Origin of the sequence: Streptomyces sp. SAI-127 (genome assembly GCF_029894425.1) — a bacterium.
Lineage (GTDB): Bacteria > Actinomycetota > Actinomycetes > Streptomycetales > Streptomycetaceae > Streptomyces.
This window is the reverse complement of the sequence record NZ_JARXYJ010000001.1, coordinates 1,881,460-1,907,382: the sequence shown is the minus strand read 5'-3', so window position 1 is coordinate 1,907,382 and position 25,923 is coordinate 1,881,460. Positions and strand designations below refer to the sequence as shown.

23 protein-coding genes and 1 riboswitch are annotated in these 25,923 nt (G+C 69.7%); of the genes, 22 read left to right on the top strand and 1 reads right to left on the bottom strand.

All coding sequences use genetic code 11. The features are described 5' to 3' along the window. Positions 1-206 precede the first annotated feature (206 nt). From M2157_RS09035 to M2157_RS08940, 20 genes are all read left to right on the top strand, one after another. Positions 207-1,994 (top strand): DUF5941 domain-containing protein, encoded by a 1,788-nt coding sequence (locus tag M2157_RS09035; protein ID WP_280864952.1) that lies wholly within the window; start codon positions 207-209, stop codon positions 1,992-1,994. Then, on the top strand, positions 1,991-2,743 hold the full coding sequence (locus tag M2157_RS09030) for a phosphocholine cytidylyltransferase family protein (RefSeq protein WP_057610194.1): 753 nt from the start codon (positions 1,991-1,993) through the stop codon (positions 2,741-2,743). Before M2157_RS09035 ends, M2157_RS09030 begins: the two co-directional genes overlap by 4 nt. Next, complete coding sequence (locus tag M2157_RS09025; protein ID WP_280864951.1) at positions 2,731-3,792, top strand: iron-containing alcohol dehydrogenase family protein; 1,062 nt, start codon at positions 2,731-2,733, stop codon at positions 3,790-3,792. The genes M2157_RS09030 and M2157_RS09025 overlap by 13 nt, the downstream gene beginning before the upstream one ends. Next, a complete protein-coding gene (locus tag M2157_RS09020) occupies positions 3,770-4,549 on the top strand; it encodes a CDP-alcohol phosphatidyltransferase family protein (protein WP_266510499.1) in 780 nt (259 codons plus the stop codon). Before M2157_RS09025 ends, M2157_RS09020 begins: the two co-directional genes overlap by 23 nt. Next, positions 4,546-5,430 (top strand): glycosyltransferase, encoded by an 885-nt coding sequence (locus M2157_RS09015; RefSeq protein ID WP_280861298.1) that lies wholly within the window; start codon positions 4,546-4,548, stop codon positions 5,428-5,430. Before M2157_RS09020 ends, M2157_RS09015 begins: the two co-directional genes overlap by 4 nt. A 98-nt stretch (positions 5,431-5,528) precedes the next feature. After that, positions 5,529-6,458, top strand: a complete 930-nt coding sequence (locus M2157_RS09010; protein ID WP_280861297.1) for an ABC transporter permease — start codon at positions 5,529-5,531, stop codon at positions 6,456-6,458. Further along, positions 6,451-7,266: an ABC transporter ATP-binding protein gene (locus tag M2157_RS09005; RefSeq protein ID WP_280864950.1), complete on the top strand. Its 816-nt coding sequence runs from the start codon at positions 6,451-6,453 to the stop codon at positions 7,264-7,266. Before M2157_RS09010 ends, M2157_RS09005 begins: the two co-directional genes overlap by 8 nt. Before the next feature lie 387 nt (positions 7,267-7,653). Then, a complete protein-coding gene (gene hpnC, locus M2157_RS09000) occupies positions 7,654-8,556 on the top strand; it encodes a squalene synthase HpnC (protein WP_280864949.1) in 903 nt (300 codons plus the stop codon). Further along, positions 8,553-9,503, top strand: a complete 951-nt coding sequence (hpnD, locus tag M2157_RS08995; protein WP_280861294.1) for a presqualene diphosphate synthase HpnD — start codon at positions 8,553-8,555, stop codon at positions 9,501-9,503. Before hpnC ends, hpnD begins: the two co-directional genes overlap by 4 nt. Continuing rightward, positions 9,503-9,643, top strand: a complete 141-nt coding sequence (locus M2157_RS08990) for a DUF6380 family protein (protein ID WP_280861293.1) — start codon at positions 9,503-9,505, stop codon at positions 9,641-9,643. Before hpnD ends, M2157_RS08990 begins: the two co-directional genes overlap by 1 nt. Further along, positions 9,640-11,034, top strand: coding sequence for a hydroxysqualene dehydroxylase HpnE (gene hpnE, locus M2157_RS08985; RefSeq protein ID WP_280864948.1), 1,395 nt, complete (start codon positions 9,640-9,642; stop codon positions 11,032-11,034). The genes M2157_RS08990 and hpnE overlap by 4 nt, the downstream gene beginning before the upstream one ends. Positions 11,035-11,105: 71 nt before the next feature. After that, complete coding sequence (locus M2157_RS08980) at positions 11,106-12,170, top strand: polyprenyl synthetase family protein (RefSeq protein ID WP_280868181.1); 1,065 nt, start codon at positions 11,106-11,108, stop codon at positions 12,168-12,170. A 121-nt stretch (positions 12,171-12,291) separates the two neighbouring features. Then, entirely contained in the window at positions 12,292-14,283 is a 1,992-nt protein-coding gene (gene shc / locus M2157_RS08975) for a squalene--hopene cyclase (RefSeq protein WP_280864947.1), read from the top strand. Continuing rightward, positions 14,283-14,924, top strand: a complete 642-nt coding sequence (locus M2157_RS08970; protein WP_280864946.1) for a 1-hydroxy-2-methyl-2-butenyl 4-diphosphate reductase — start codon at positions 14,283-14,285, stop codon at positions 14,922-14,924. The genes shc and M2157_RS08970 overlap by 1 nt, the downstream gene beginning before the upstream one ends. Before the next feature lie 5 nt (positions 14,925-14,929). Beyond that, positions 14,930-15,952, top strand: coding sequence for an adenosyl-hopene transferase HpnH (gene hpnH / locus M2157_RS08965; protein WP_037716058.1), 1,023 nt, complete (start codon positions 14,930-14,932; stop codon positions 15,950-15,952). A gap of 4 nt (positions 15,953-15,956) precedes the next feature. Further along, complete coding sequence (gene ispG, locus M2157_RS08960; RefSeq protein WP_280864945.1) at positions 15,957-17,114, top strand: flavodoxin-dependent (E)-4-hydroxy-3-methylbut-2-enyl-diphosphate synthase; 1,158 nt, start codon at positions 15,957-15,959, stop codon at positions 17,112-17,114. A gap of 27 nt (positions 17,115-17,141) precedes the next feature. Beyond that, positions 17,142-19,040 carry a 1-deoxy-D-xylulose-5-phosphate synthase gene (gene dxs, locus M2157_RS08955; protein ID WP_280864944.1) on the top strand — a complete coding sequence of 633 codons (1,899 nt, stop codon included), beginning with the start codon at positions 17,142-17,144 and terminating at the stop codon, positions 19,038-19,040. Continuing rightward, entirely contained in the window at positions 19,037-20,422 is a 1,386-nt protein-coding gene (locus M2157_RS08950) for an aspartate aminotransferase family protein (protein ID WP_280861289.1), read from the top strand. Before dxs ends, M2157_RS08950 begins: the two co-directional genes overlap by 4 nt. A 72-nt stretch (positions 20,423-20,494) precedes the next feature. Beyond that, positions 20,495-21,100 carry an XRE family transcriptional regulator gene (locus M2157_RS08945; RefSeq protein ID WP_280864943.1) on the top strand — a complete coding sequence of 202 codons (606 nt, stop codon included), beginning with the start codon at positions 20,495-20,497 and terminating at the stop codon, positions 21,098-21,100. Next, the gene (locus tag M2157_RS08940; RefSeq protein WP_123994041.1) at positions 21,097-21,219 is read left to right on the top strand and encodes a DUF6126 family protein; all 123 of its coding nucleotides are present in this window, start codon (positions 21,097-21,099) and stop codon (positions 21,217-21,219) included. The genes M2157_RS08945 and M2157_RS08940 overlap by 4 nt, the downstream gene beginning before the upstream one ends. Positions 21,220-21,231: 12 nt before the next feature. Here the strand turns inward: M2157_RS08940 and M2157_RS08935 are convergent, their stop codons facing one another. After that, complete coding sequence (locus M2157_RS08935; RefSeq protein WP_280861287.1) at positions 21,232-22,029, bottom strand: tyrosine-protein phosphatase; 798 nt, start codon at positions 22,027-22,029, stop codon at positions 21,232-21,234. 206 nt (positions 22,030-22,235) lie between these two features. Between M2157_RS08935 and M2157_RS08930 the strand changes: the two genes are divergently transcribed. Together M2157_RS08930 and M2157_RS08925 are read left to right on the top strand one after the other, a co-directional pair. Then, positions 22,236-24,311, top strand: coding sequence for an alpha-galactosidase (locus M2157_RS08930; RefSeq protein ID WP_280864942.1), 2,076 nt, complete (start codon positions 22,236-22,238; stop codon positions 24,309-24,311). A gap of 297 nt (positions 24,312-24,608) precedes the next feature. After that, positions 24,609-24,778: riboswitch (cyclic di-AMP (ydaO/yuaA leader) on the top strand. Positions 24,779-24,782: 4 nt separating this feature from the next. Then, positions 24,783-25,727: a LysM peptidoglycan-binding domain-containing M23 family metallopeptidase gene (locus M2157_RS08925; protein WP_280861285.1), complete on the top strand. Its 945-nt coding sequence runs from the start codon at positions 24,783-24,785 to the stop codon at positions 25,725-25,727. The last annotated feature ends 196 nt before the right edge of the window (positions 25,728-25,923 follow it).

The window sequence follows — 25,923 nt, the reverse complement described above, 5'->3', positions numbered from 1 at the left end:
TGTGAGCGGGGGCCCGGATCACCGATGATGATCGCGGCAAAGGCCGGGGAAGGCGGTGTCGATCAGCCCGTTAACGGGCGGTGAACGCAGTCTTCTTGGCATCCGATAGCCTCTGCCGACATGCCGCCCGCCTGGTGCAGCCAAGGGGCGCCCCCATCGTGCACATGACCGGCGCCCGCGCGTCGGCACCCAGGGAGTGAGTTCGGTTGTCGACCGCCATCCTCACCGGTCAGCCGGTCCCCGGATCGTCGATCGAGGGTGATCTGCGGTCCCTCGGCTTCGACGTGCGGGTCGCCGCGGACGCCGCCGACGCCGAGCGGCTGGTCGCCGAGGCACCCTGTGAGCAGCGGGTCGCCCTCGTCGACGCCCGCTTCGTCGGCCACGTGCACGCCCTGCGCCTCGGCCTCACCGACCCCCGCTTCCCGCTCGCCGCCGTGCCCGGCGCCGTCACCGCACAGCCCGAAGGGCGCGTGACGCTCACCCGGGCGCTGGCCCGCGACAACTCCGCGGGCGGCGGCACGGCGCTGGCGGTGGACAGCCTCCCCGACCGCATCGTCACCGCGCTGGCCGACGACGGCGCCGAGGTGTACCGCCCCGAGCTCGGCAGCCTGGTCGCCGCCGTCCCCGCCGACCCGCAGGCCCGCAACGAGGCACGGCAGGCCGTCGCGGACGTCGACGACGAGGCCGTACGCCTGAAGTCGGCCGTGAAGTCCCGGGACGGCTTCTTCACCACCCACTTCATCAGCCCCTACTCCCGCTACCTCGCCCGCTGGTGCGCCCGCCGCGGCCTGACCCCGAACCAGGTCACCACCGCCTCCCTGATCACCGCGCTCATAGCGGCGGCCTGCGCGGCCACAGGTACCCGGGGCGGTTTCATCGCCGCCGGCGTCCTGCTCATCGCGTCCTTCGTCCTGGACTGCACCGACGGGCAGCTCGCCCGCTACTCCCTCCAGTACTCCACGCTCGGCGCCTGGCTCGACGCCACCTTCGACCGGGCCAAGGAGTACGCCTACTACGCGGGCCTCGCCCTCGGAGCGGCCCGCGGCGGCGACGACGTATGGGCGCTGGCGCTCGGAGCGATGGTCCTGCAGACCTGCCGGCACGTCGTCGACTTCTCGTTCAACGAGGCCAACCACGACGCGACCGCCAACACCAGCCCCACGGCGGCCCTTTCGGACAAGCTCGACAGCGTCGGCTGGACGGTGTGGGTACGGCGGATGATCGTCCTGCCGATCGGGGAGCGCTGGGCGATGATCGCGGTCCTGACGGCGGCCACCACTCCTCGTATCACCTTCTACGCCCTTCTCATCGGGTGCGCCTTCGCGGCGACCTACACGACGGCGGGCCGGGTGCTGCGGTCGCTGACGCGGAAGGCTCAGCGGACCGACCGGGCGGCGCAGGCGCTGGCGGACCTGGCGGACAACGGGCCGTTGGCCGGACTCCTGTCGCGGGTCGCGCGCGCCCCGCTCGGTGCCCCGTTCCTGGTGGCTCTGGCCGGCACGGCCGTCCTGGCCGTCGCCCTCTTCTCGGACGTGACCTGGGCACCCGTCGCCGGTGCCGTCGTCTACGCGATCGCCGCCGCTCAGGCCCTGTACCGCCCCCTCAAGGGCGCCCTCGACTGGCTCGTCCCCCCGCTCTTCCGCGCCGCCGAATACGGCACCGTCCTGATCCTCGCCGCCACAGCGGACGTGAACGGAGCCCTTCCCGCGGCTTTCGGCCTGGTGGCCGCCGTCGCCTACCATCACTACGACACGGTGTACCGCATCCGCGGCAACGCCGGAGCGCCCCCGGCCTGGCTGGTGCGCGCCATCGGGGGGCACGAGGGACGGACGCTGCTCGTCACCGTCCTGGCCGCGCTGCTCACCGCTTCGCAGTTCACGGTCGCGCTCACGGTCCTGGCCGTGGCCGTGGCCCTGCTGGTGCTCGTCGAGAGCATCCGCTTCTGGGTGTCCGCAGGGGCTCCCGCCGTACACGATGAAGGAGAACCCGCATGATCGGCCTCGTGCTGGCGGCCGGCGCCGGACGCCGTCTGCGCCCCTACACCGACAGCCTTCCCAAGGCTCTGGTGCCGGTGGGCCCCGCGGGCATAGAGGGCGAACCCACGGTTCTGGACCTCACTCTCGGCAACTTCGCCGAGATCGGTCTGACCGAGGTCGCGGTCATCGTCGGCTACCGCAAGGAGGCCGTGTACGAGCGCAAGGCGGCGCTGGAGGCGAAGTACGGCCTCAAGCTCACCCTCATCGACAACGACAAGGCCGAGGAGTGGAACAACGCCTACTCCCTGTGGTGCGGCCGTGACGCCCTCAAGGACGGTGTGATCCTCGCCAACGGCGACACCGTGCACCCGGTCTCCGTCGAGAAGACGCTGCTCGCCGCCCGCGGCGAGGGCAAGCGGATCATCCTCGCCCTGGACACCGTGAAGTCCCTCGCCGACGAGGAGATGAAGGTCGTCGTCGACGCCGAGAAGGGCATGACGAAGATCACCAAGCTGATGGACCCGGCCGAGGCCACCGGCGAGTACATCGGTGTCACCCTCATCGAGGGCGCCGCCGCCCCGGAACTGGCCGACGCCCTGAAGACGGTCTGGGAGACCGACCCGCAGCAGTTCTACGAGCACGGCTACCAGGAGCTCGTGAACCGAGGCTTCCGCATCGACGTCGCGCCGATCGGCGACGTCCAGTGGGTGGAGATCGACAACCACGACGATCTCGCCCGCGGACGGGAGATCGCGTGCCGCTACTGACAAGGCTGATTCCCTCGCCGGTCGTCGTGGACATCCGCCCGGGTGCCCTCGACGACCTGGCCGGTGTGCTCGCCGACGAGCGCATCTCGCACTCCGGCAAGCTGGCCGTCGCCGTCAGCAACGGCTCCGGCGCCAAGCTGAAGGAGCGGCTCGCTCCCGCCCTGCCCGGCGCCACCTGGTACGAGGTCGGCGGCGGCACCCTCGACGACGCGATCCGGCTGGCAGGCGAGATGAAGGCCGGCCACTACGACGCGGTCGTCGGACTCGGCGGCGGCAAGATCATCGACTGCGCCAAGTTCGCCGCGGCGCGCATCGGCCTGCCCCTGGTCGCCGTACCGACGAACCTCGCGCACGACGGTCTGTGCTCGCCCGTGGCGACCCTCGACAACGACGCGGGCCGCGGCTCCTACGGCGTGCCCAACCCGATAGCGGCCGTCATCGACCTCGACGTCATCCGCGAGGCCCCGGTGCGCTTCGTGCGCGCGGGCATCGGCGACGCGGTCTCCAACATCAACGCGATCGCCGACTGGGAGCTGGCGAACCGCGTCAAGGGCGAGAAGATCGACGGACTCGCGGCCGCCATGGCCCGCCAGGCCGGCGAGGCCGTGCTCCGGCACCCGGGAGGCGTCGGCGACAACGACTTCCTCCAGGTGCTCGCCGAGGCCCTCGTCCTCACCGGCGTCGCGATGTCGATCTCGGGCGACTCACGGCCCGCGTCCGGCTCGTGCCACGAGATCAACCACGCGTTCGACCTGCTCTACCCCAAACGCGCCGCCGCCCACGGCGAGCAGTGCGGACTGGGCGCGGCCTTCGCGATGTACCTGCGCGGAGCCCACGAGGAATCGGCGTACATGGCCGAGGTGCTGCGCCGGCACGGACTGCCGGTCCTGCCGGAGGAGATCGGGTTCACGCCCGCGGAGTTCGTCCGCGCCGTGGAGTTCGCCCCGCAGACCCGCCCCGGCCGCTACACCATCCTCGAACACCTCGACCTCAAGACCGACCAGATCAAGGACATCTACACCCACTATGTCAAGGCCATCGGTAGCTGAACTCCGTCCGGTCGTCCACCCCGCAGGGGTCAAGGACCGGCGCAGCGGTGAGCACTGGATGGGACGCCTCTACATGCGTGAGGTGTCCCTGCGGGTGGACCGCTACCTGGTGAACACCAGGGTCACGCCCAACCAGCTCACGTACCTGATGACCGTCTTCGGTGTCCTCGCGGCCCCGGCCCTCCTGGTGCCGGGGATCCCGGGAGCCGTGCTCGGCGTGGTGTGCGTCCAGATGTACCTGCTGCTCGACTGCGTCGACGGCGAGATCGCGCGCTGGAAGAAGCAGTACTCGCTCAACGGCGTCTACCTCGACCGGGTCGGCGCCTACCTCACCGACGCCGCCGTGCTCGTCGGCTTCGGACTGCGCGCCGCCGACCTGTTCGGCAGCGGCCGTATCGACTGGCTGTGGGCCTTCCTCGGCACCCTGGCCGCCCTCGGCGCCATCCTGATCAAGGCCGAGACCGACCTGGTCGGCGTCGCCCGCCACCAGGGCGGACTGCCCCCGGTCAAGGAGGCGGCCGCCGAGATGCGCACGTCCGGCATGGCACTGGCCCGCCGGGCCGCCGCCGCGTTCAAGTTCCACCGGCTGATCCTCGGCATCGAGGCCTCCCTGCTGATCCTGGTCCTCGCGATCGTGGACCAGATGCGCGACGACCTGTTCTTCACCCGGCTCGGCGTCGCGGTGCTCGCCGGTATCGCCCTGCTCCAGACCCTGCTGCACCTCGTGTCGATCCTCGCCTCCAGCAGGCTGAAGTGAGCACCGGCATGAAGGTCGGCGCGGTGATCATCACCATGGGCAACCGCCCCGAGGAGCTGCGCGCCCTGCTCGACTCGGTCGCCAAGCAGGACGGCGACCCGGTCCAGGTGGTCGTCGTCGGCAACGGCTCGCCCGTCCCCGACGTCCCCGACGGCGTCCGCACGATCGAGCTGCCGGAGAACCTCGGCATCCCCGGCGGCCGCAACGTCGGCATCGAGGCCTTCGGTCCCAGCGGCCGCGACGTCGACATATTGCTCTTCCTCGACGACGACGGCCTCCTCCCGAACCACGACACCGCCGAACTGTGCCGCCAGGCCTTCGAGGCCGACCCGAAGCTCGGCATCGTGAGCTTCCGCATCGCCGACCCCGACACCGGGGTCACCCAGCGCCGGCACGTCCCCCGGCTGCGGGCCGCCGACCCGATGCGCTCCTCCCGGGTCACCACCTTCCTCGGCGGCGCCAACGCGGTACGCACCCAGGTCTTCGCCGAAGTCGGCGGCCTCCCGGACGAGTTCTTCTACGCCCACGAGGAAACCGACCTCGCATGGCGGGCCCTCGACGCGGGCTGGATGATCGACTACCGGTCCGACATGGTGCTGTACCACCCGACGACCGCGCCCTCGCGGCACGCGGTCTACCACCGCATGGTCGCCCGCAACCGCGTCTGGCTCGCCCGCCGCAACCTGCCCGCGCCGCTGATCCCGGTCTACCTCGGCGTCTGGCTGCTCCTCACGCTGCTGCGCCGCCCCTCGCGGCCCGCCCTGAAGGCCTGGTTCGGCGGCTTCCGGGAGGGCTGGAGCACGCCGTGCGGACCGCGCAGGCCGATGAAGTGGCGTACCGTCTGGCGCCTGACCCGACTGGGCCGGCCCCCGGTCATCTGACAAGCTCGTTCCTGAGAGCCACCGGGCCGCACCGCGGCCCCACGCTCATGCCCAGCCCCCCACAGGCCGCGCATCCCGAAGAGGAAAGCTATCCATCAGTGAGTGAGACAACGCACGACGGCACGGTCGCGGTGAGCGCGCCCGCGTCGCCCGACGAAGGCCTGACGGCGGCACAGCTCGCCGCCCGGAACGGCCTGACCGTGAGCGGCGCCAGGCCCTCACTCGTCGACTACGTCCGCCAGCTCTGGGACCGGCGCCACTTCATCCTCGCGTTCTCGCGGGCGAAGCTGACCGCCCAGTACAGCCAGGCCAAGCTCGGCCAGCTGTGGCAGGTGGCGACGCCGCTGCTGAACGCGGCCGTGTACTTCTTCATCTTCGGCGTCATCCTGAACGCCAGCCGGGGCATGTCGAAGGACGTGTACATCCCGTTCCTGGTCACGGGCGTCTTCGTGTTCACCTTCACGCAGAGCTCCGTGATGGCGGGCGTCCGCGCCATCTCCGGCAATCTCGGCCTGGTCCGCGCGCTGCACTTCCCGCGTGCCTCCCTGCCGATCTCCTTCGCGCTCCAGCAGCTCCAGCAGCTGCTGTTCTCGATGGTCGTGCTGTTCGCCGTGACGGTCGGCTTCGGCCACTATCCGGACCTGTCCTGGGCGCTGATCGTCCCGGTGCTGATCCTTCAGTTCATGTTCAACACCGGCCTGGCGCTGATCATGGCCCGCGCCGGTGCCAAGACCCCCGACCTGGCGCAGCTCATGCCGTTCGTGATGCGTACCTGGATGTACGCGTCCGGCGTGATGTTCTCGATCCCGATCATGCTGGCCGACAAGCCGCAGTGGGTCGCCACGGTGCTCCAGTGGAACCCGGCGGCCATCTACATGGACCTGATGCGCTTCGCCCTGATCGACGAGTACGGCGCCGAGAACCTGCCCGACCACGTCTGGGCGGCCGCGGGCGGCTGGGCCGCGCTCTTCGCGCTCGGCGGTTTCGTGTACTTCTGGAAGGCGGAGGAAAGGTACGGCCGTGGCTGAGGACATCAGAAACGAGCACGCCCCCACCGCCACCGCGGACGAGCACACCCCCACCGTCATCGCGGACGAGCTGCACATCGTCTACCGCGTCAACGGGGCCAAGACCGGCAAGGGCAGCGCGACCGCCGCGCTCAGCCGCATCCTCAAGCGAGGCTCCGACGAGTCGGCGCGGGGCGTGCGCAGGGTGCACGCCGTCAAGGGCGTCTCCTTCGTCGCCTACAAGGGCGAGGCGATCGGCCTGATCGGTTCCAACGGCTCCGGCAAGTCGACCCTGCTGCGTGCCATCGCGGGTCTGCTGCCCGCTGAGAGTGGCCGCGTCTACACCCACGGCCAGCCCTCCCTGCTCGGCGTCAACGCGGCCCTGATGAACGACCTCACCGGCGAGCGGAACGTCATCCTGGGCGGGCTCGCCATGGGCATGACCCGGGAGCAGGTCAGGGAGCGCTACCAGGAGATCGTCGACTTCTCCGGGATCAACGAGAAGGGTGACTTCATCACCCTTCCGATGCGCACGTACTCCTCCGGCATGGCGGCCCGCCTGCGCTTCTCCATCGCCGCCGCCAAGGACCACGACGTTCTCATGATCGACGAGGCCCTGGCCACCGGCGACCGCTCCTTCCAGAAGCGCTCCGAGGCCCGCATCCGCGAACTGCGCGAGACCGCGGGCACGGTGTTTCTCGTCAGTCACAACAACAAGTCGATCCGTGACACCTGCAACCGCGTCCTGTGGCTGGAACGCGGCGAGCTGCGCATGGACGGCCCGACCGACGAGGTCATCAAGGAGTACGAGAAGTTCACGGGCAAGTAGTCCACTGCGCCGCGGACGAACAGGGCCGCTCCGCTTGACCGGGCCCCGCCGGAACTGTTCCGGCGGGGCCCCGCGTCTGCAAAGGAAACGTCAACTTCGGGCCCCCTTAGGAATCTTGGGGCCAATCGGTGTGTTGTTGTGATGTGCAGGACACCCCGACGATCCTTGCCGCGTTGTACAACGTAAGCTGTACGGGTGCCTAATCGCGGCAAGTGGGGCGATAATGCGCGACACCCGATCACTGGGGCGCCGCGCGGACGGCCGGGCGGCGTGTCCGAAATAGTCTGTATTGGGTCTGCGGTGTAGAACGGGAGATGTGACGGCAATGGCGACCGAAGATCCCCAGCTCCGCCCAGCTCGTGCCGTCCCTGCCCCGGGCAGTGAGCGGTGACGGGAACCGGTACGGCGCGCGCCGGCGATCCGGAGCGCGGCACGCTCGACAAGGCCGCGGGGGAGAACTTCCCCGTGGCTCCGTTCTTCCTGCCCAAGGACTGGCGCACCGATCTCATCGCGGTCTACGGCTTCGCCCGGCTCGTCGACGACATCGGCGACGGTGATCTGGCCCCCGGCGGAGCCGACGCCAGGCTGCTCGGCGTGTCGCCCGCGGAGGCCGCGGACCGGTTGCTCCTCCTGGACGCCTTCGAGGCCGACCTGGACCGGGTCTTCCACGGAACCCCGGCCCACCCCCTGCTGCGCCGCCTCCAGACCACGGTCCGCCGCCGCTCGCTCACCCCCGAGCCCTTCCTCGGCCTGATCGCCGCCAACCGCCAGGACCAGCTCGTCACCCGCTACGAGACCTACGACGACCTGCTCGCCTACTGCGAGCTGTCCGCCAACCCCGTCGGCCGTCTCGTGCTCGCCGTCACCGGCACCTCGACCCCCGAGCGGATCCGTCTCTCGGACGCGATCTGCACGGCTCTCCAGATCGTCGAACACCTCCAGGACGTCGCCGAGGACCTCGGCCGCGACCGGATCTATCTGCCCGCCGAGGACATGAAGCGCTTTCACGTCCAGGAAGCGGATCTCGCCGCGAAAACCGCGAGCGCATCGGTGCGCGCTCTGGTTGCATACGAAGCACAACGCGCCCGCGAACTCCTGAATGAAGGCGCCCCCCTGGTGGGTAGCGTCCACGGCAGACTGAAGCTGCTGCTCGCAGGGTTCGTGGCGGGGGGAAGGGCGGCGCTCCGCGCGATCGCCGCCGCAGAACACGACGTACTTCCCGGCCCGCCCAAGCCCGGCAAGCTCCAGCTGCTGCGCGAGGTGGGCGTCACTCTGCGAGGAGAGGGGTGATCCGGACCGTGGAGTCACCACCGCATGTGTCCGCACCGGTACTCGCCGCCTACAGCTACTGCGAGACCGTGACCGGACAGCAGGCGCGCAACTTCGCGTACGGCATCAGGCTGCTGCCGACATCGAAGCGGCGTGCGATGTCGGCGCTCTACGCGTTCTCACGGCGCGTCGACGACATCGGCGACGGCGCGCTGGCGGACGACGTCAAGGCAGCGAGACTCGAGGACACGCGGGCGATGCTGACCCGGGTGCGGGAGGGCTCGGTCGACGAGGACGACACCGATCCGGTGGCCGTCGCCCTCGCCCATGCCGCGAAGACCTTCCCGATCCCGCTGGGCGGCCTGGACGAGCTGATCGACGGCGTCCTGATGGACGTACGCGGCGAGACCTACGAGACCTGGGACGACCTGAAGGTGTACTGCCGCTGTGTGGCGGGCGCCATCGGACGGCTCTCGCTCGGTGTGTTCGGCACCGAACCCGGGGCGCGCGCCGCCGAACGCGCGCCGGAGTATGCCGACACGCTCGGTCTTGCGCTCCAGCTCACCAACATCCTCAGAGACGTCCGCGAGGACGCCGAGGGCGGACGCATCTATCTGCCCGCCGACGACCTCGCGAAGTTCGGCTGCTCGGCCGGCTTCAAGGGACCGAAACCACCGGAGGGCGCCGATTTCGCGGGCCTCGTGCACTTCGAAGTGCGACGGGCCCGCACCCTTTTCGCCGAGGGCTACCGGCTGCTCCCCATGCTCGACCGGCGCAGCGGCGCCTGTGTGGCCGCCATGGCCGGCATCTACCGCCGCCTGCTCGACCGCATCGAGCGCGACCCCGAGGCGGTGCTGCGCGGCCGGGTCTCGCTGCCCGGACGCGAGAAGGCGTACGTCGCCGTCCGCGGCCTGTCCGGCCTGGACGCACGGCATGTGACGCGGCAGTCCGTCAGGAGGCGCGCCTGATGGACAATTCGGTCCAAGGTGATGCCATCGGAGAAAAGTGGCACGCAACCCTCCGCTCGAGGACGGCGTCCCTGACTGCAACGGCCGGCCGTGCATCGTTCAAGCACCACGGCGTCCGCGCAGGGGAGGGTGTGCGATGACCGACGGGCAGCAGTCCGGGCGGGACGCCGTCGTGATCGGCGGTGGGCTCGCCGGTATCACCACCGCGCTCGCGCTCGCCGACGCCGGGGTGCGTGTCACCCTGCTCGAAGGCAGACCACGCCTGGGCGGACTCGCCTTCTCCTTCCAGCGCGGCGAACTGACCGTCGACAACGGACAGCACGTCTACCTGCGCTGCTGCACCGCCTACCGCTGGTTCCTCGACCGCATCGAGGGAACGGCGCTGGCGCCGCTGCAGGATCGCCTCGACGTGCCCGTGCTCGACGTGGCCCGGCCCGAGGGCCGACGGCTCGGCAGACTGCGGCGCGACGCGCTGCCGGTGCCCCTGCATCTGGGGCGCAGCCTCGCGACCTATCCGCATCTCTCGCTCGCCGAGCGGGCCAGGGTGGGGCGCGCCGCGCTCGCGCTCAAGGGGCTCGACCTCGCCGATCCGAGCCTGGACGCACAGGACTTCGGCAGCTGGCTGACCGCGCACGGTCAGTCGGCGCGTGCCGTCGAGGCCCTGTGGGACCTGGTCGGGGTCGCCACCCTCAACGCGGTCGCGGGCGACGCCTCGCTGGGGCTCGCCGCGATGGTGTTCAAGACCGGTCTGCTGTCCGACCCGGGCGCGGCCGACATCGGCTGGGCGCACGTCCCGCTGGGTGAACTGCATGACCGGCTCGCCCGCAAGGCGCTCGAGTCCGCGGGCGTGCGTACCGAGGTCCGTACACGCGTCACCTCCATCTCTACTGACGAGAACGGCACTTGGAGCGTTCAGGTTCCCGGGGAGACGCTCCGCGCCGACGCGGTGGTCCTCGCCGTCGCCCAGAGCGAGGCGTGTGACCTGCTGCCGGAGGGTGCGCTGGACGCCCCGGAAAAACTTCGGGAGATCGGCACCGCGCCGATCCTCAACGTCCATGTCGTCTACGACCGCAAGGTGCTCGACAAGCCGTTCTTCGCGGCCCTCGGCACCCCGGTGCAGTGGGTCTTCGACCGCACCGACGCCTCCGGGCTGCGCGAGGGCCAGTACCTCGCCCTGTCCCAGTCGGCCGCGCACGACGAGATCGACGAGCCGGTGGCCGCGCTGCGCGAGCGCTATCTGCCCGAGCTGGAGCGGCTGCTTCCGCTCGCGCGCGGCGCCGAGGTGAGGGACTTCTTCGTGACCCGGGAGCGCACGGCGACGTTCGCTCCGGCCCCCGGCGTCGGACGGCTGCGGCCCGGCGCCCGTACGAAAGCCCCCGGCCTCTACCTGGCCGGCGCGTGGACCGCCACAGGGTGGCCCGCGACGATGGAGAGTGCGGTCCGCAGCGGTGTGAGTGCGGCGGACGCCGCCCTCGCCGCCCTGGGCCGGCCCCGCCCCGCCCGCCTCTTCGAGTTCGAGGAGGCCGCGTGATGCTCGATCAGCACGGCGCGTCAGGCCCCAGCACCTCCGGTACCGCAACAAGAGGAGAGACTGTGCCCACTGTGCCCCCGGCAGAGACGGACGCTGCGAGGACCGCGGTGGACGTGACCGCGCTCCTCGAGCGCGGCCGGACCCTGGCGACACCGGAGCTGAAGGCGGCCGTCGACCGCCTGGCACCCCCGATGGACACCGTTTCCGCCTACCACTTCGGCTGGATCGACGCTCAGGGCAACCCGGCGGACGGGGACGGCGGCAAGGCCGTGCGTCCCGCCCTCGCGGTGCTCTCGGCCGAGGTCACCGGCGCCCCGCCCGAGACCGGCATCCCCGGCGCCGTCGCCGTCGAACTGGTCCACAACTTCTCCCTGCTGCACGACGACCTGATGGACGGCGACGAGCAGCGCCGCCACCGCGACACCGTGTGGAAGGTGCACGGCCCCGCCCAGGCCATCCTGGTCGGCGACGCCCTGTTCGCCCTGGCCAACGAGGTCCTGCTCGAGCTCGGCACGGTCGAGGCCGGCCGCGCCACCCGCCGTCTGACCACTGCCACCCGCGCCCTGATCGACGGCCAGGCCCAGGACATCTCCTACGAGCACCGCGACCGTGTCAGCGTCGAGGAGTGCCTGGAGATGGAGGGCAACAAGACCGGCGCCCTGCTCGCCTGCGCCTCCTCCATCGGCGCGGTGCTCGGCGGCGCGGACGACCGCACCGCCGACACCCTGGAGAAGTACGGCTACCACCTCGGCCTCGCCTTCCAGGCCGTCGACGACCTCCTCGGCATCTGGGGCGACCCGGTCTCCACCGGCAAGCAGACCTGGAGCGATCTGCGCCAGCGCAAGAAGTCCCTGCCGGTCGTGGCCGCGCTCGCGGCGGGCGGTGCCGCCTCCGAGCGGCTCGGCGAGATCCTCGCCGCCGACGCCAAGAGCAGCGACTTCGAGAACTTCTCCGAGGAGGAGTTCGCGGCCCGCGCCGCCCTCATCGAGGAGGCCGGAGGCCGCGAGTGGACCGCGGCGGAGGCCCGCCGTCAGCACACCGTCGCCATCGAGGCGCTGAACGCCATCGACATGCCCGACCGGGTACGGGACCGGTTCACGGCGCTCGCCGACTTCGTCGTCGTACGAAAGAGATGATCACTATCGGTCGAATAGCCCTCGCGTAGTCGCCGGCCGGTGCTGCGAGGAAAGGAAAGGCACCGGCCGACGGCGGACCCACAGCAGAGCACCACATTGCACACTGCACGAAGGGGAAGCCATGACAGCGACGACCGACGGAAGCACCGGGGCCCTGCCGCCCCGCGCTGCCGCGGCCAGCGAAATCCACCTCGACACCCCCGTGGCGGCCGGGATACAAGAAGCCGCCGTACGTGCCGTACAGCGCGCCACCGAGCACCTGCTCGCCCGGCAGGACGCAGAGGGCTGGTGGAAGGGCGACCTCGAGACCAACGTCACGATGGATGCCGAGGACCTGCTGCTCCGTCAGTTCCTGGGCATCCGCGACGAGTCGACCACCCGGGCCGCCGCCACGTTCATCCGCGGCGAGCAGCGCGAGGACGGCGCCTGGGCCAGTTTCTACGGCGGGCCCGGCGAACTCTCCACCACCATCGAGGCGTACGTCGCTCTCCGCCTGGACGGCGACGCGCCCGACGCCCCGCACATGGCGAGGGCCTCCGCCTGGATCCGTGCTCAGGGCGGTATCGCCGCCGCCCGGGTGTTCACCCGGATCTGGCTCGCCCTGTTCGGCTGGTGGAAGTGGGAGGACCTGCCCGAACTCCCGCCGGAGCTCATCTACTTCCCCCAGTGGATGCCGCTCAACATCTACGACTTCGGCTGCTGGGCCCGCCAGACCATCGTCCCGCTGACGATCGTCTCCGCGAAGCGCCCGGTCCGGCCCGCGCCCTTCCCGCTCGACGAGTTGCACCTCGACCCGGCCGACCCGAACCCGGCCAAGCCCCTCGCCCCGGTGGCGAGCTGGGACGGTGCCTTCCAGCGTCTCGACAAGGCGCTGCACCAGCTGCGCAAGGTCGCCCCGCGCAGACTGCGCAGAGCCGCGATGAACAGTGCGGCCCGCTGGATCATCGAGCGGCAGGAGAACGACGGCTGCTGGGGCGGCATCCAGCCCCCGGCCGTCTATTCGGTGATCGCGCTGCACCTGCTCGGCTACGACCTCGAACACCCGGTCATGCGGGCCGGGCTGGAGTCCCTGGACCGCTTCGCCATCTGGCGCGAGGACGGGTCCCGGATGATCGAGGCCTGCCAGTCGCCGGTGTGGGACACCTGCCTCGCGACCATCGCGCTCGCCGACGCGGGCGTGCCCGCCGATCATCCGCAGCTCGTCAAGGCCGCGGACTGGATGCTCGGCGAGGAGATCGTCCGGCCCGGCGACTGGGCCGTCAAGCGGCCCCAACTCCCGCCGGGTGGCTGGGCGTTCGAGTTCCACAACGACAACTACCCCGACATCGACGACACCGCCGAGGTCGTCCTCGCGCTGCGCCGGGTCAGGCACCACGACCCCGAGCGGGTGGAGAAGGCCATCGGGCGCGGGGTGCGCTGGAACCTCGGGATGCAGTCGAAGAACGGGGCCTGGGGTGCCTTCGACGTCGACAACACCAGCCCGTTCCCCAACCGGCTGCCGTTCTGCGACTTCGGCGAGGTCATCGATCCGCCGTCCGCCGACGTCACCGCGCACGTGGTGGAGATGCTCGCGATCGAGGGGCTCTCCCACGACCCGCGCACCCGGCGCGGCATCGAGTGGCTGCTCGCCGAACAGGAGGCGGACGGCTCGTGGTTCGGCCGCTGGGGCGTCAACTACGTCTACGGCACCGGGTCGGTGGTGCCCGCGCTGACCGCCGCCGGTCTGCCCGCCTCGCACCCGGCGATCCGGCGGGCGGTGGCCTGGCTGGAGAAGGTGCAGAACGACGACGGCGGCTGGGGAGAGGACCTGCGCTCCTACAAGTACGTCAAGGAGTGGAGCGGCCGCGGCGCCTCCACGGCCTCGCAGACGGCCTGGGCGCTGATGGCGCTGCTGGCCGCGGGGGAGAGGGACTCCAAGGCCGTCGAACGCGGCATCGAGTGGCTCGCGAGCACCCAGCGCGAGGACGGCTCCTGGGACGAGCCCTACTTCACCGGCACCGGCTTCCCCTGGGACTTCTCCATCAACTACCACCTCTACCGGCAGGTCTTCCCGCTCACCGCCCTGGGCCGTTACGTCCACGGAGAACCGTTCTCCCGGACCGAGGCGGTCTGATGAGCACCCGGCCCGCCACCGCCCCGCTGCTGATCGCCTGTGCTCTCGGCATCGAGCACCTCGCCCTGCGCACCGGCGACCGCGGCGGGGCCGGCGGGCCGGTCACCCTGCTCAGGACGGGCATGGGCCCCCAGGCGGCGGAACGGTCCGTCACCCGGCGCCTGGCCGACCGCGCGCTCGCCGGGGCCGCCGTCCTGGCCACCGGCTTCTGCGCGGGGCTCGCCCCCGGGATGCACCCCGGCGATCTGGTGGTCGCCGAGGAGACCCGGGATCCGGACGGAACCGTTCCGTGTGTGGAGACCGACCTACTGGTCAAGGAGCTCGTACGGGCCGTACCGGGACGTACCGTGCACACCGGACCGCTCACCGGCTCCGATCACGTCGTCCGTGGTCACGAGCGGTCGGATCTGCTCGCGACCGGCGCGATCGCGGTCGACATGGAGTCCGCCGCCACGCTCCTGAGCGCCGTGCGGGCGGGCGAGCACCCTGTTGCGGCCGTCCGGGTGGTCGTGGATGCTCCAGAACATGAACTCGTCCGGATCGGCACGGTACGCGGTGGAATATCGGCCTTCCGCGTCCTTCGTTCCGTTCTTCCAGCTTTCCATGAATGGCACCGTTCCTTGCTGCTCCCCAGGAGGTGAGCCAGATGGCCATGCCGCTGCGCCAGTCCATCAAGGTCGCTACATACTTGGCCGAACAAAAGCTCCGCAAGCGGGACAAGTTCCCGCTGATCGTGGAGCTGGAGCCTCTCTTCGCGTGCAATCTCAAATGCGAGGGCTGCGGCAAGATCCAGCATCCTGCGGGTGTCCTCAAGCAGCGCATGCCGGTGGCGCAGGCCGTCGGGGCGGTGTTGGAGTCCGGTGCGCCGATGGTGTCCATCGCCGGCGGTGAGCCGCTGATGCATCCTCAGATCGACGAGATCGTGCGGCAGTTGGTGGCGAAGAAGAAGTACGTCTTCCTCTGCACCAACGCCATGCTGCTGCGCAAGAAGATGGACAAGTTCAAGCCCTCCCCCTACTTCGCCTTCGCGGTGCACATCGACGGGCTGCGTGAGCGGCACGACGAGTCCGTGGCGAAGGAGGGGGTGTTCGACGAGGCGGTGGAGGCGATCAAGGAGGCCAAGAAGCGCGGCTTCCGGGTCACCACCAACTCGACCTTCTTCAACACCGACACCCCGCAGACCATCATCGAGGTGCTCAACTTCCTCAACGACGACCTCAAGGTCGACGAGATGATGATCTCGCCCGCCTACGCCTACGAGAAGGCGCCCGACCAGGAGCACTTCCTGGGCGTGGAGCAGACCCGCGAGCTGTTCAAGAAGGCCTTCGCGGGCGGCAACCGCAAGAAGTGGCGGCTCAACCACTCCCCGCTCTTCCTGGACTTCCTGGAGGGCAAGGTCGACTTCCCGTGCACGGCCTGGGCGATCCCGAACTACTCCCTGTTCGGCTGGCAGCGGCCCTGCTACCTGATGAGCGACGGGTACGTCCCGACGTACCGCGAACTCATCGAGGAGACCGACTGGGACAAGTACGGCCGCGGCAAGGACCCGCGCTGCGCCAACTGCATGGCCCACTGCGGCTACGAGCCCACCGCCGTCCTCGCCACCATGGGCTCGCTCAAGGAGTCGCTGCGCGCCATGCGCGAGACGGTCTCCGGAAACCGCGAGTAGCGCCATGACCGCCATTTCCTTGGGCGTCCCCGAGGTACCGGTCCGGCCGATCGCCGAGCGGCGCCTGTCGCGGCAGATCCACGTCGGACCGGTGGCGGTCGGGGGCGGGGCCCCGGTGTCGGTGCAGTCGATGACGACGACCCGCACGTCGGACATCGGCGCCACTCTCCAGCAGATCGCCGAGCTCACCGCGTCCGGCTGTCAGATCGTCCGCGTCGCCTGTCCCACGCAGGACGACGCGGACGCGCTGGCGACCATCGCGCGCAAGTCGCAGATCCCGGTGATCGCGGACATCCACTTCCAGCCCAAGTACGTGTTCGCCGCGATCGAGGCCGGCTGCGCGGCCGTACGGGTCAATCCCGGCAACATCAAGCAGTTCGACGACAAGGTCAAGGAGATCGCGCGGGCCGCGAAGGACCACGGCACACCGATCCGGATCGGGGTCAACGCCGGGTCGCTGGACAGGCGGCTGCTCGAGAAGTACGGCAAGGCGACTCCGGAGGCGCTGGTCGAATCGGCGTTGTGGGAAGCGTCGTTGTTCGAGGAGCACGGCTTCCGGGACATCAAGATCTCCGTCAAGCACAACGATCCCGTGGTGATGGTCAGCGCCTACACACTGCTCGCCGAGCAGTGCGACTACCCGCTGCACCTGGGAGTCACGGAGGCGGGGCCCGCCTTCCAGGGGACGATCAAGTCGGCCGTGGCCTTCGGCGCGCTGCTCAGCAGGGGGATCGGCGACACCATCCGGGTGTCGCTGAGTGCCCCGCCGGTCGAGGAGGTCAAGGTCGGCATCCAGATCCTGGAGTCACTGAACCTGCGGCAACGCCGGCTGGAGATCGTGTCGTGTCCCTCGTGCGGGCGCGCGCAGGTCGACGTCTACAAGCTGGCCGACGAGGTCACGGCGGGTCTCGAGGGCATGGAAGTGCCCCTGCGGGTCGCGGTGATGGGATGTGTGGTCAACGGCCCCGGCGAGGCACGGGAGGCGGACCTCGGGGTCGCCTCCGGCAACGGCAAGGGGCAGATCTTCGTGAAGGGCGAGGTCATCAAGACCGTCCCGGAGTCGAAGATCGTGGAGACCCTCATCGAGGAGGCGATGAAGATCGCCGAACAGATGGAGCAGGACGGCGTCGCGTCGGGGGAGCCGGCCGTCACCGTGAGTTGAACAGCACGGACCGAAGGGGGCCCGAGCGTGACCATTCTGGAGAACATCCGGGGACCACGCGACCTGAAGGCGCTGTCCGAATCGGATCTCGGTGAACTGTCCGAGGAAATCAGGGAGTTCCTGGTGCACGCGGTCGCCAGGACCGGCGGACACCTCGGGCCCAATCTGGGTGTGGTGGAACTCTCCATCGCGCTCCACCGGGTCTTCGAGTCACCGGTTGACCGCATCGTGTGGGACACCGGCCATCAGAGCTATGTGCACAAGATCCTGACGGGACGTCAGGACTTCTCCAAGCTGCGCGGCAAGGGCGGCCTGTCCGGCTACCCCTCGCGCGAGGAGTCCGAGCACGACATCGTCGAGAACAGCCACGCCTCCACCGCGCTCGGCTGGGCCGACGGGCTCGCCAAGGCCCGCCAGGTGCAGGGGGCGAAGGGGCATGTCGTCGCGGTCATCGGCGACGGCGCGCTCACCGGCGGCATGGCCTGGGAGGCGCTGAACAACATCGCGGCCGCCAAGGACCGGCCGCTGATCATCGTCGTGAACGACAACGAGCGGTCGTACTCGCCGACCATCGGCGGGCTCGCCAACCACCTCGCCACCCTGCGCACGACCGACGGCTACGAGAAGGTGCTGGCCTGGGGGAAGGACGTACTCCTCAGAACCCCCCTGGTCGGCAACACCGTCTACGAGTCCCTGCACGGTGCGAAGAAGGGCTTCAAGGACGCCTTCGCGCCGCAGGGCATGTTCGAGGACCTCGGGCTGAAGTACGTCGGCCCGATCGACGGCCACGACATCGGGGCCGTGGAGTCGGCGCTGAGGCGTGCGAAGCGCTTCCACGGGCCGGTGCTCGTCCACTGCCTGACCGAGAAGGGGCGCGGATACGAGCCCGCCCTGGCCCATGAAGAGGACCACTTCCACACCGTCGGTGTGATGGACCCCCTCACCTGTGAGCCGCTCGCGCCGTCCAACGGGCCCTCCTGGACCTCGGTGTTCGGCGACGAGATAGTCGCGATCGGCGAGGAGCGGGAGGACGTCGTGGCGATCACGGCGGCCATGCTGCACCCGGTGGGCCTCGGTAAGTTCGCGGCCCGTTTCCCGGACCGGGTGTGGGACGTCGGTATCGCCGAGCAGCACGCGGCGGTCTCCGCCGCAGGCCTGGCCACGGGTGGGCTGCACCCGGTCGTCGCCGTGTACGCGACCTTCCTGAACCGGGCCTTCGACCAGCTCCTGATGGACGTCGCCCTGCACCGCTGCGGGGTCACGTTCGTCCTGGACCGGGCCGGGGTCACGGGCGTCGACGGGGCCTCCCACAACGGCATGTGGGACATGTCGATCCTCCAGGTCGTGCCCGGACTGAGGATCGCCGCTCCTCGGGACGCCGACCAGCTGCGGGCCCAGCTGCGGGAGGCGGTCGCCGTGGACGACGCGCCGACCCTGGTGCGGTTCCCGAAGGAGTCGGTGGGCCCTTCGGTGCCGGCGATCGACCGGGTCGGTGGCCTGGACGTGCTGCATCGCGGGGAGCAGCCCGAGGTGCTGCTGGTCGCCGTCGGTGTCATGGCCCCGGTCTGCCTCCAGGCCGCCGAGCTGCTGGAAGCGCGGGGTATCAACTGCACGGTCGTGGACCCGCGTTGGGTCAAGCCCGTCGACCCCTCGCTGCCGGGTCTCGCCGCGGAACACCGGCTGGTCGCCGTCGTGGAGGACAACAGCCGGGCCGCCGGGGTCGGCGCCGCCGTCGCGTTGGCGCTCGGCGACGCCGAAGTCGACGTACCCGTACGGCGTTTCGGGATCCCGGAGCAGTTCCTCGCGCACGCCAAGCGGGGCGAGGTGCTCGCCGACATCGGTCTGACGCCGGTCGAGGTGGCGGGGCGGATCAGCGCGAGTCTGGCCGTGAAGGCACAGACCGAAGTCAGGGAGAAGGCTGAATGACCACGGAGTTCGACCTCGGCAGACTCCTGGCCGAGCGCGGAGCCGAGCGCTACGAGCTGCACGGCAGATACCTGAACCACCAGCTCCCGCGCATGCTGCACACCATCGGCTTCGACAAGGTCTACGAGCGCGGCGAGGGCGCCTACTTCTGGGACGCGGACGGCAACGACTACCTGGACATGCTCGCCGGGTTCGGCGTCATGGGCCTGGGGCGCCACCACCCCGTCGTCCGCAAGGCACTGCACGACGTCCTCGACGCCCAGCTCGCCGACCTCACCCGCTTCGACTGCCAGCCGTTGCCCGGGCTGCTGGCCGAGAAGCTCCTCGCCCACAGCCCGCACCTGGACCGGGTGTTCTTCGGCAACAGCGGCACCGAGGCGGTGGAGACCGCACTGAAGTTCGCCCGGTACGCCACCGGGAAGCCCCGGGTCCTGTACTGCGACCATGCCTTCCACGGACTGACCACCGGGTCGTTGTCGGTCAACGGCGAGTCGGGCTTCCGGGACGGATTCGCGCCCCTGCTGCCCGACACCGCCGTGCCTCTCGGTGATCTCGACGCCCTGGCAAGGGAGCTGAAGAAGGGCGATGTGGCCGCCCTGGTCGTGGAGCCGATCCAGGGCAAGGGTGTGCACGAGCCCTCGCCCGGCTATCTGCGGGCCGCGCAGGAATTGCTGCGCAAACACAAGGCGCTGCTCATCGCCGACGAGGTGCAGACCGGGCTCGGCCGTACCGGGGACTTCTACGCCTACCAGCACGAGGACGGGGTCGAGCCCGACCTGGTGTGCGTGGCCAAGGCGCTCTCCGGCGGCTATGTGCCGGTCGGCGCCACCCTCGGCAAGGACTGGATCTTCAAGAAGGTCTACTCGTCGATGGACCGGGTCCTGGTGCACTCGGCGAGCTTCGGATCCAACGCCCAGGCGATGGCGGCCGGGCTCGCGGTTCTGTCGGTCATGGAGAACGAGCAGATCGTCGCGAACGCCCGCGTCACGGGCGACCTGCTGCGGTCCCGGCTCACCGCACTGATCGACAAGTACGAACTGCTCGCCGACGTCCGCGGCCGTGGCCTGATGATCGGCATCGAGTTCGGCAGGCCGAAATCGCTGAAGCTGCGCAGCCGCTGGACCATGCTCCAGGCCGCGCGCAAGGGCCTGTTCGCGCAGATGGTGGTCGTCCCCCTCTTGCAGCGGCACCGGATCCTCACCCAGGTCTCCGGCGACCATCTGGAGGTCATCAAGCTGATCCCGCCGCTCGTCGTCGGGGAGAAGGAGGTGGACCGGTTCGTCGACGCCTTCACCGACGTCATGGACGACGCGCACAGCGGCAGCGGGCTGATGTGGGACTTCAGCAAGACGCTGGTGAAGCAGGCGGTGGCCAACCGGTAGCGGCCCGCCTGACGTTTTTGCCTCTGAGGCAAGAAATTTGCCGCAGAGGCAAGGCTCCGGCTCAATGGAGGTATGAGCTCTCCGGAAGCCTTCACGGAGCTGCCCTCGGTGGCTCCTCAGCTTCGTGCCCTGCGCCGCCGCGCCTCCCTCACCCTGGAGGCCGCGGCCGGTGCGGCGGGGCTGTCGCCCGCCCATCTCTCCCGGCTGGAGACGGGTCAGCGCCAGCCCTCGCTGCCGATGCTGCTCGCGCTGGCCCGTATCTACGGTACGACGGTCTCGGAACTGCTCGGCGAGACGGTCGCGGAGCGGGACTCCGTCGTGCGCGCGGCCGACATGGAAGCGACCGAGGCGGGCGGCTGGACGTACTTCCAGGCCGGCGCGCCCGGCCGTGGGATGCAGGCCCTGCGGGTGCGGGTGCCGCACGGCTCGCAGGGCGACATCGTGCGCGTGCATCCCGGCGAGGAATGGCTCTACGTCCTCGAGGGGCGGCTCAGGCTGCGCCTCGGCGACACCACGCATCGGCTCGGCCCGGGCGACAGCGCGCACTTCGACTCGCTGACCCCGCATCGCATCGCCGCCCAGGATCCCGGCGGAGTCGAGCTCCTGTTCGTCCACACCCTGTTGCAGAGTCCCACGGCCACGCTGTGCCTGGGCCCCACCCCTGGAGAGATGCCATGAAAGACATGGAGGAGAAGTTCCCCCGCGCCCTGTGGGTGCGCCTCATCATCTATCTCGCGATCGGCCACGTCTTCGCGGCCTTCATCTTCCTGCTCTTCGAGGTGGGAGCCGGGCAGTAGCGGCCCTACGGCTCAGTCGAGCAGCCGCTCGCGCAGCCGCTCGCGGATCTCGGGGGTCAGGCCGAGGCCCTCCTCCAGATACACCTCGACGCTGCCCCATGTCTCGTCGATGGTCTCGAAGGCCGCCGACAGATACTCGGCGCGCGCCTCGAACAGGGGACTGAGCAGCTCCATGACCTCGGGGGAGTAGGCGTCGGCGGAGGTGCTGGTGCGGCGGACCTTGTAGCGGCGGTGCTTGGCGTTCGACTCCAGGTAGTCGGCGACGATCGCCTCGCGCTCCACACCCAGGGCGAGCAGGGTCACCGCGATGGACAGACCCGCGCGGTCCTTTCCCGCCGCACAGTGCATGAGGGCGGGCACGCTGTCCTCGGCGAGGGAACGCAGCACCTGGGAGTGCTCGGCGGTGCGCTCCTTGATCATCGTGCGGTAGGAGTTGATCATCCGCTGTGCGGCCTTGCCGTCGCCGAGGAGCTCGCGCAACTGCTCTATGTCCCCGTCGCGGACCATCTTCCAGAACCAGGTGCCCTCCGCCGGGTCGCTCAGCGGCAGGTTCACATTGGCGACGCCCGGCAGGTCGACGTCCGGGCCCTCCAGCTTCTGGTCAGCCGCGTTGCGGAAGTCGAAGATCGTGTGCAGACCCAGGGAGGCCAGGAAGGCCGCGTCGTCCTCCGTCGCGTGCGCGAGGTGACCGCTGCGGAACAGCACGCCGTAGCGCACCCGCCGTCCGTCCGCCGTCGGCAGCCCGCCCACGTCACGGAAGTTGCGGACACCTGCCAGTTCCGGTTCGGTCGACGGGATCTGCTGCGTCACGGGGGCTCCTCCCAGCCGGGCTCCGCCGGCGCTGCTCGTCGACGGGCACGCTCTCGACGATACGACATGGTGCCTGGGGCAATGAGTTCTCCACAGGGCCGGCAATGACTTGTCCACAGCCGTTGCACCCGGGGCGGGTGGCCATTGATGATGTTGGCGCCTGAGTGCACCTGTTGGCACCTGTTCGAATCTGTGAGGGAAGCACGATGCTGGAGATCGCCGAGAACGGCCGTACATGGATTCTGTCCGGGCCGGCCAGCAGTTACGCCCTGCACCTCACCGCCGAGGACGAGTTGCTGCACCTGCACTGGGGCCCGCGGATCGCCCTCGCTGACGCCGAGGCCCTCGCGGTGAGCCCGCTGCCCGAGTACCGGCCTTTCGAGGCCCCGCTCGACGGACGCGAGGAGTACCCCGTCGAGGGCGGCCCCCGCTTCGCACGCCCGGCCCTGTCCGTGCGCACCGACGAGCGGCGCGGCACCGAGTGGAGCTTCGAGGCGTACGACACGGAGGGCGACGAGCTGCGGCTGCGGTTCCGTGACGGCGGGCTGACCGTGACGCTGCACTACCGGATGCGCCACGACGTCCTGGAGCGCTGGGTGACCCTGGACAACCAGGGCCCTGCCCCCGTCGAGCTGCTGCGCGCCGACTCCGCCACCTGGACCCTGCCCGACCGTGAGGACGGCTGGCGGCTGTCCCAGCTGCACGGCCGCTGGGCCGCCGAATCCCTGCTCACGCGGACCCCCCTCACCTACGGCGAGAAGGTCATCGGCAGCCGCCGCGGCCACACCGGGCACCAGCACCTGCCCTGGGTCGCCCTCGACACCGACGCCACCGAGGAGCGCGGTGAGGTCTACGGCGTCGCCCTCGGCTGGTCGGGGTCCTGGCGGATCGCCGTCGCGCAACTCCCCGACGCGCGCGTGCAGATCACCGGGGGCGCCGGATACGACGACTCGGGTCTGCTCCTGCTGGCGGCCGGGGAGTCGTTCACGACCCCCGTGTTCGCCGGTCTCTGGAGCGACGGCGGGTTCGGCGGGGCGAGCCGTGCCTGGCACGCCTACCAGCGGGCGTACGTCATCCCGGGCGCGGACGAGGACCGGCCCGTGCTGTTCAACTCCTGGGAGGCCACCAACTTCGACATCTCCGAGGAGCAGCAGGGCACCCTCGCCCGGCGGGCCGCGGCGATGGGCGTCGAGCTGTTCGTCGTCGACGACGGCTGGTTCGGTGCCCGCACCAGTGACCGGGCCGGGCTCGGCGACTGGGCGCCCAACCCCGACCGCTTCCCGAACGGCCTCAAGCCGCTCGGCGAGTACGTGCACGGGCTCGGCATGCAGTTCGGCATCTGGGTCGAGCCGGAGATGATCAACCCGGACAGCGAGCTGTACCGCGCCCACCCGGACTGGGTGCAGTACCAATCCGGACGAAAGCGGACGGAGTTCCGCAATCAGCTCGTGCTGAATCTCGCGCGTGAGGACGTCCAGGAGTATTTGTGGGGGCAGCTCGACACCCTGCTCTCCTCGGCCCCGATCGACTATGTGAAGTGGGACTTCAACCGCTGCTTCACGGATGCCGGCTGGCCCGGCGACCCCTATCCGCAGCGTCTGTGGGTCGACCATGTCCACGGCTTCTATGCCCTTTTGGACCGCTTGCGGCAAGCCCACCCCGGCGTCGCCTTCGAGTCCTGCTCGGGTGGCGGCGGCCGGATCGACCTCGGGGTGCTCAGCCGCACCGACCAGGTGTGGACCTCGGACAACACCGACCCGCTCGACCGCCTCGCCATTCAGTACGGCTTCAGTCAGATCCACCCCGCGCGCGTGATGGCCGCCTGGGTCACCGACAGCCCCAACACCCAGCTCAACGACCGGGTGAGCTCGCTGCGGTTCCGGTTCGTGAGCGCGATGGCCGGAGTGCTCGGGGTCGGCGGTGACCTCGCGGAGTGGACCGAGGAGGAGCTCGCCGAGGCCGGGCGGTGGGTGGCCCTTTACAAGGAGATCCGGCCCTTGGTGCAGCGTGGCGAGCTCTACCGGCTGCGGCCTCCGCGGGGCGGACTGAGCGCGGTGCAGTACGTCCTCGGGGACGAGACCGTGGTCCTCGCCTGGCTCCAGGCGCAGAAGTACGGCGAGCCCGTCCCGGCGCTGCGGCTGCGCGGACTTGACCCGACAGCGTCGTACGAATGCCCCGAAACGGGCGAAGTGCACCGAGGGGCCGTGTTGCTGCATCACGGCCTTCGTACCGGTTTGCGTGGCGACCTCGATGCGACGGTTATCCGACTGCGCCGCATCTAGGGCTTCTGCCCGAATTAATAGCTTCCTTCCAACTCCTTCCGGAATCAGGGTTCCTGTGAATTCGTGACGTGAGGAGCGTCATATCCGTGACGGTGTGTCGCCCGTCATGTTCACGTAATTCGCAGGTTTTTCAAGGGGATTCGGTCCAGGTTACGGGCGTCCGATTCACGCAGGGTGACCGGTAATTCTCATAAGGGATCAAGAGAAACGCGCGCACAGGGAACCTCTCACTTGTCCCTTTGCGTCTTGTTCGCTTACGTTCGCCACCGATCCGGTCGGACGCCCAATCCTGCCGCCGAACGGATTCCGCTCACTCACACACCCGTGCACGGCAGGAGCGGGGGACCCACAGGTAGTTCCGCCTGTTCCGGTCTCCGGAACGGCTTGGGGTTAAGTCGCGTCTCGACGCGGCCGGGCATCTCCAGCCCGCACCCGACAGCTCACCTCGCAGGCGCCGGAGAGGAATTCACCATGCCCGCGAAGGGTAAGCACCGCCGTCCGAAGTCCCAGCGCTTCGCCCGCTCGATAGCCGTCGCCGGAACCGGAGGCGCCGCTCTCGCCCTCCCGCTCATGGGGGCCACCGGCGCTCACGCCGCCACCCCCCAGTCCGTATCGGAAAAGGCCGTTCAGTCGCTTCCGGTCACGCAGAAGTCCGCCGAAAAGACGGCCGCGAAGAAGGACACCGCGAAGACCTCTACGGTGCGCACCTATTCGGTGCGCGCCGGCGACTATCTTTCGAAGATCGCCGATGAACAGAACGTCAGTGGTGGCTGGAAGAAGCTGTACGCCGACAACCGCTCGGCCATCGGGGACGACCCGTCGCTGATCCACCCCGGTCTGAAGCTCTCGATCGGCAAGAAGGCCAGGACGAGCACGACGAAGACCGAGTCCTCCGCTCCCTCGTCCTCCTCGAAGGCGAAGAAGACGGAGAAGGCGGAGAAGGCGGAGTCGAAGTCGTCCTCGAAGTCGACGTCCGCGACCCAGAGCTCGAACACCACGAGCTCCAGCGGTTACACCCTGCCGGTCACCGGCGCCACCATCGGCACCGGTTACCGCGTGGCGGGCAGCATGTGGTCCAGCGGTTACCACACCGGCGTCGACTTCGTCGTCCCGACCGGTACCTCGCTGAAGGCCGTGGGCGCGGGCACGGTCGTCTCCGCGGGCTGGGGTGGCGCCTACGGCAACCAGGTCGTCATCAAGCTCAACGACGGCTACTACGCGCAGTACGCCCACCTGTCCCAGCTCTCTGTCTCGGCCGGCCAGACCGTGACCGAGGGTCAGCAGATCGGCCTCTCCGGCGCGACCGGCAATGTCACCGGCCCGCACCTGCACTTCGAGATCCGCACCACGCCGGACTACGGCTCCGACGTGGACCCGGTCGCCTACCTCCGTTCGAAGGGCGTCGCCGTCGGCTGACAACGCCCCCCTGTGCCACCGAAGGCCGGACCCCGATCCCCGGGTCCGGCCTTCGGTGTTCCCACTCGGAGCGGCTCTGCGCCTTCATGATCACTTCATTGCGTTCTTGTGGCAGGCGCGCTCAGGGCGTCGACAGGTGGGGGAGGGTGGGGACAGAGTGAACTCCGCCGCAGGGCAAGCGCTTTCTAGGCTTTCC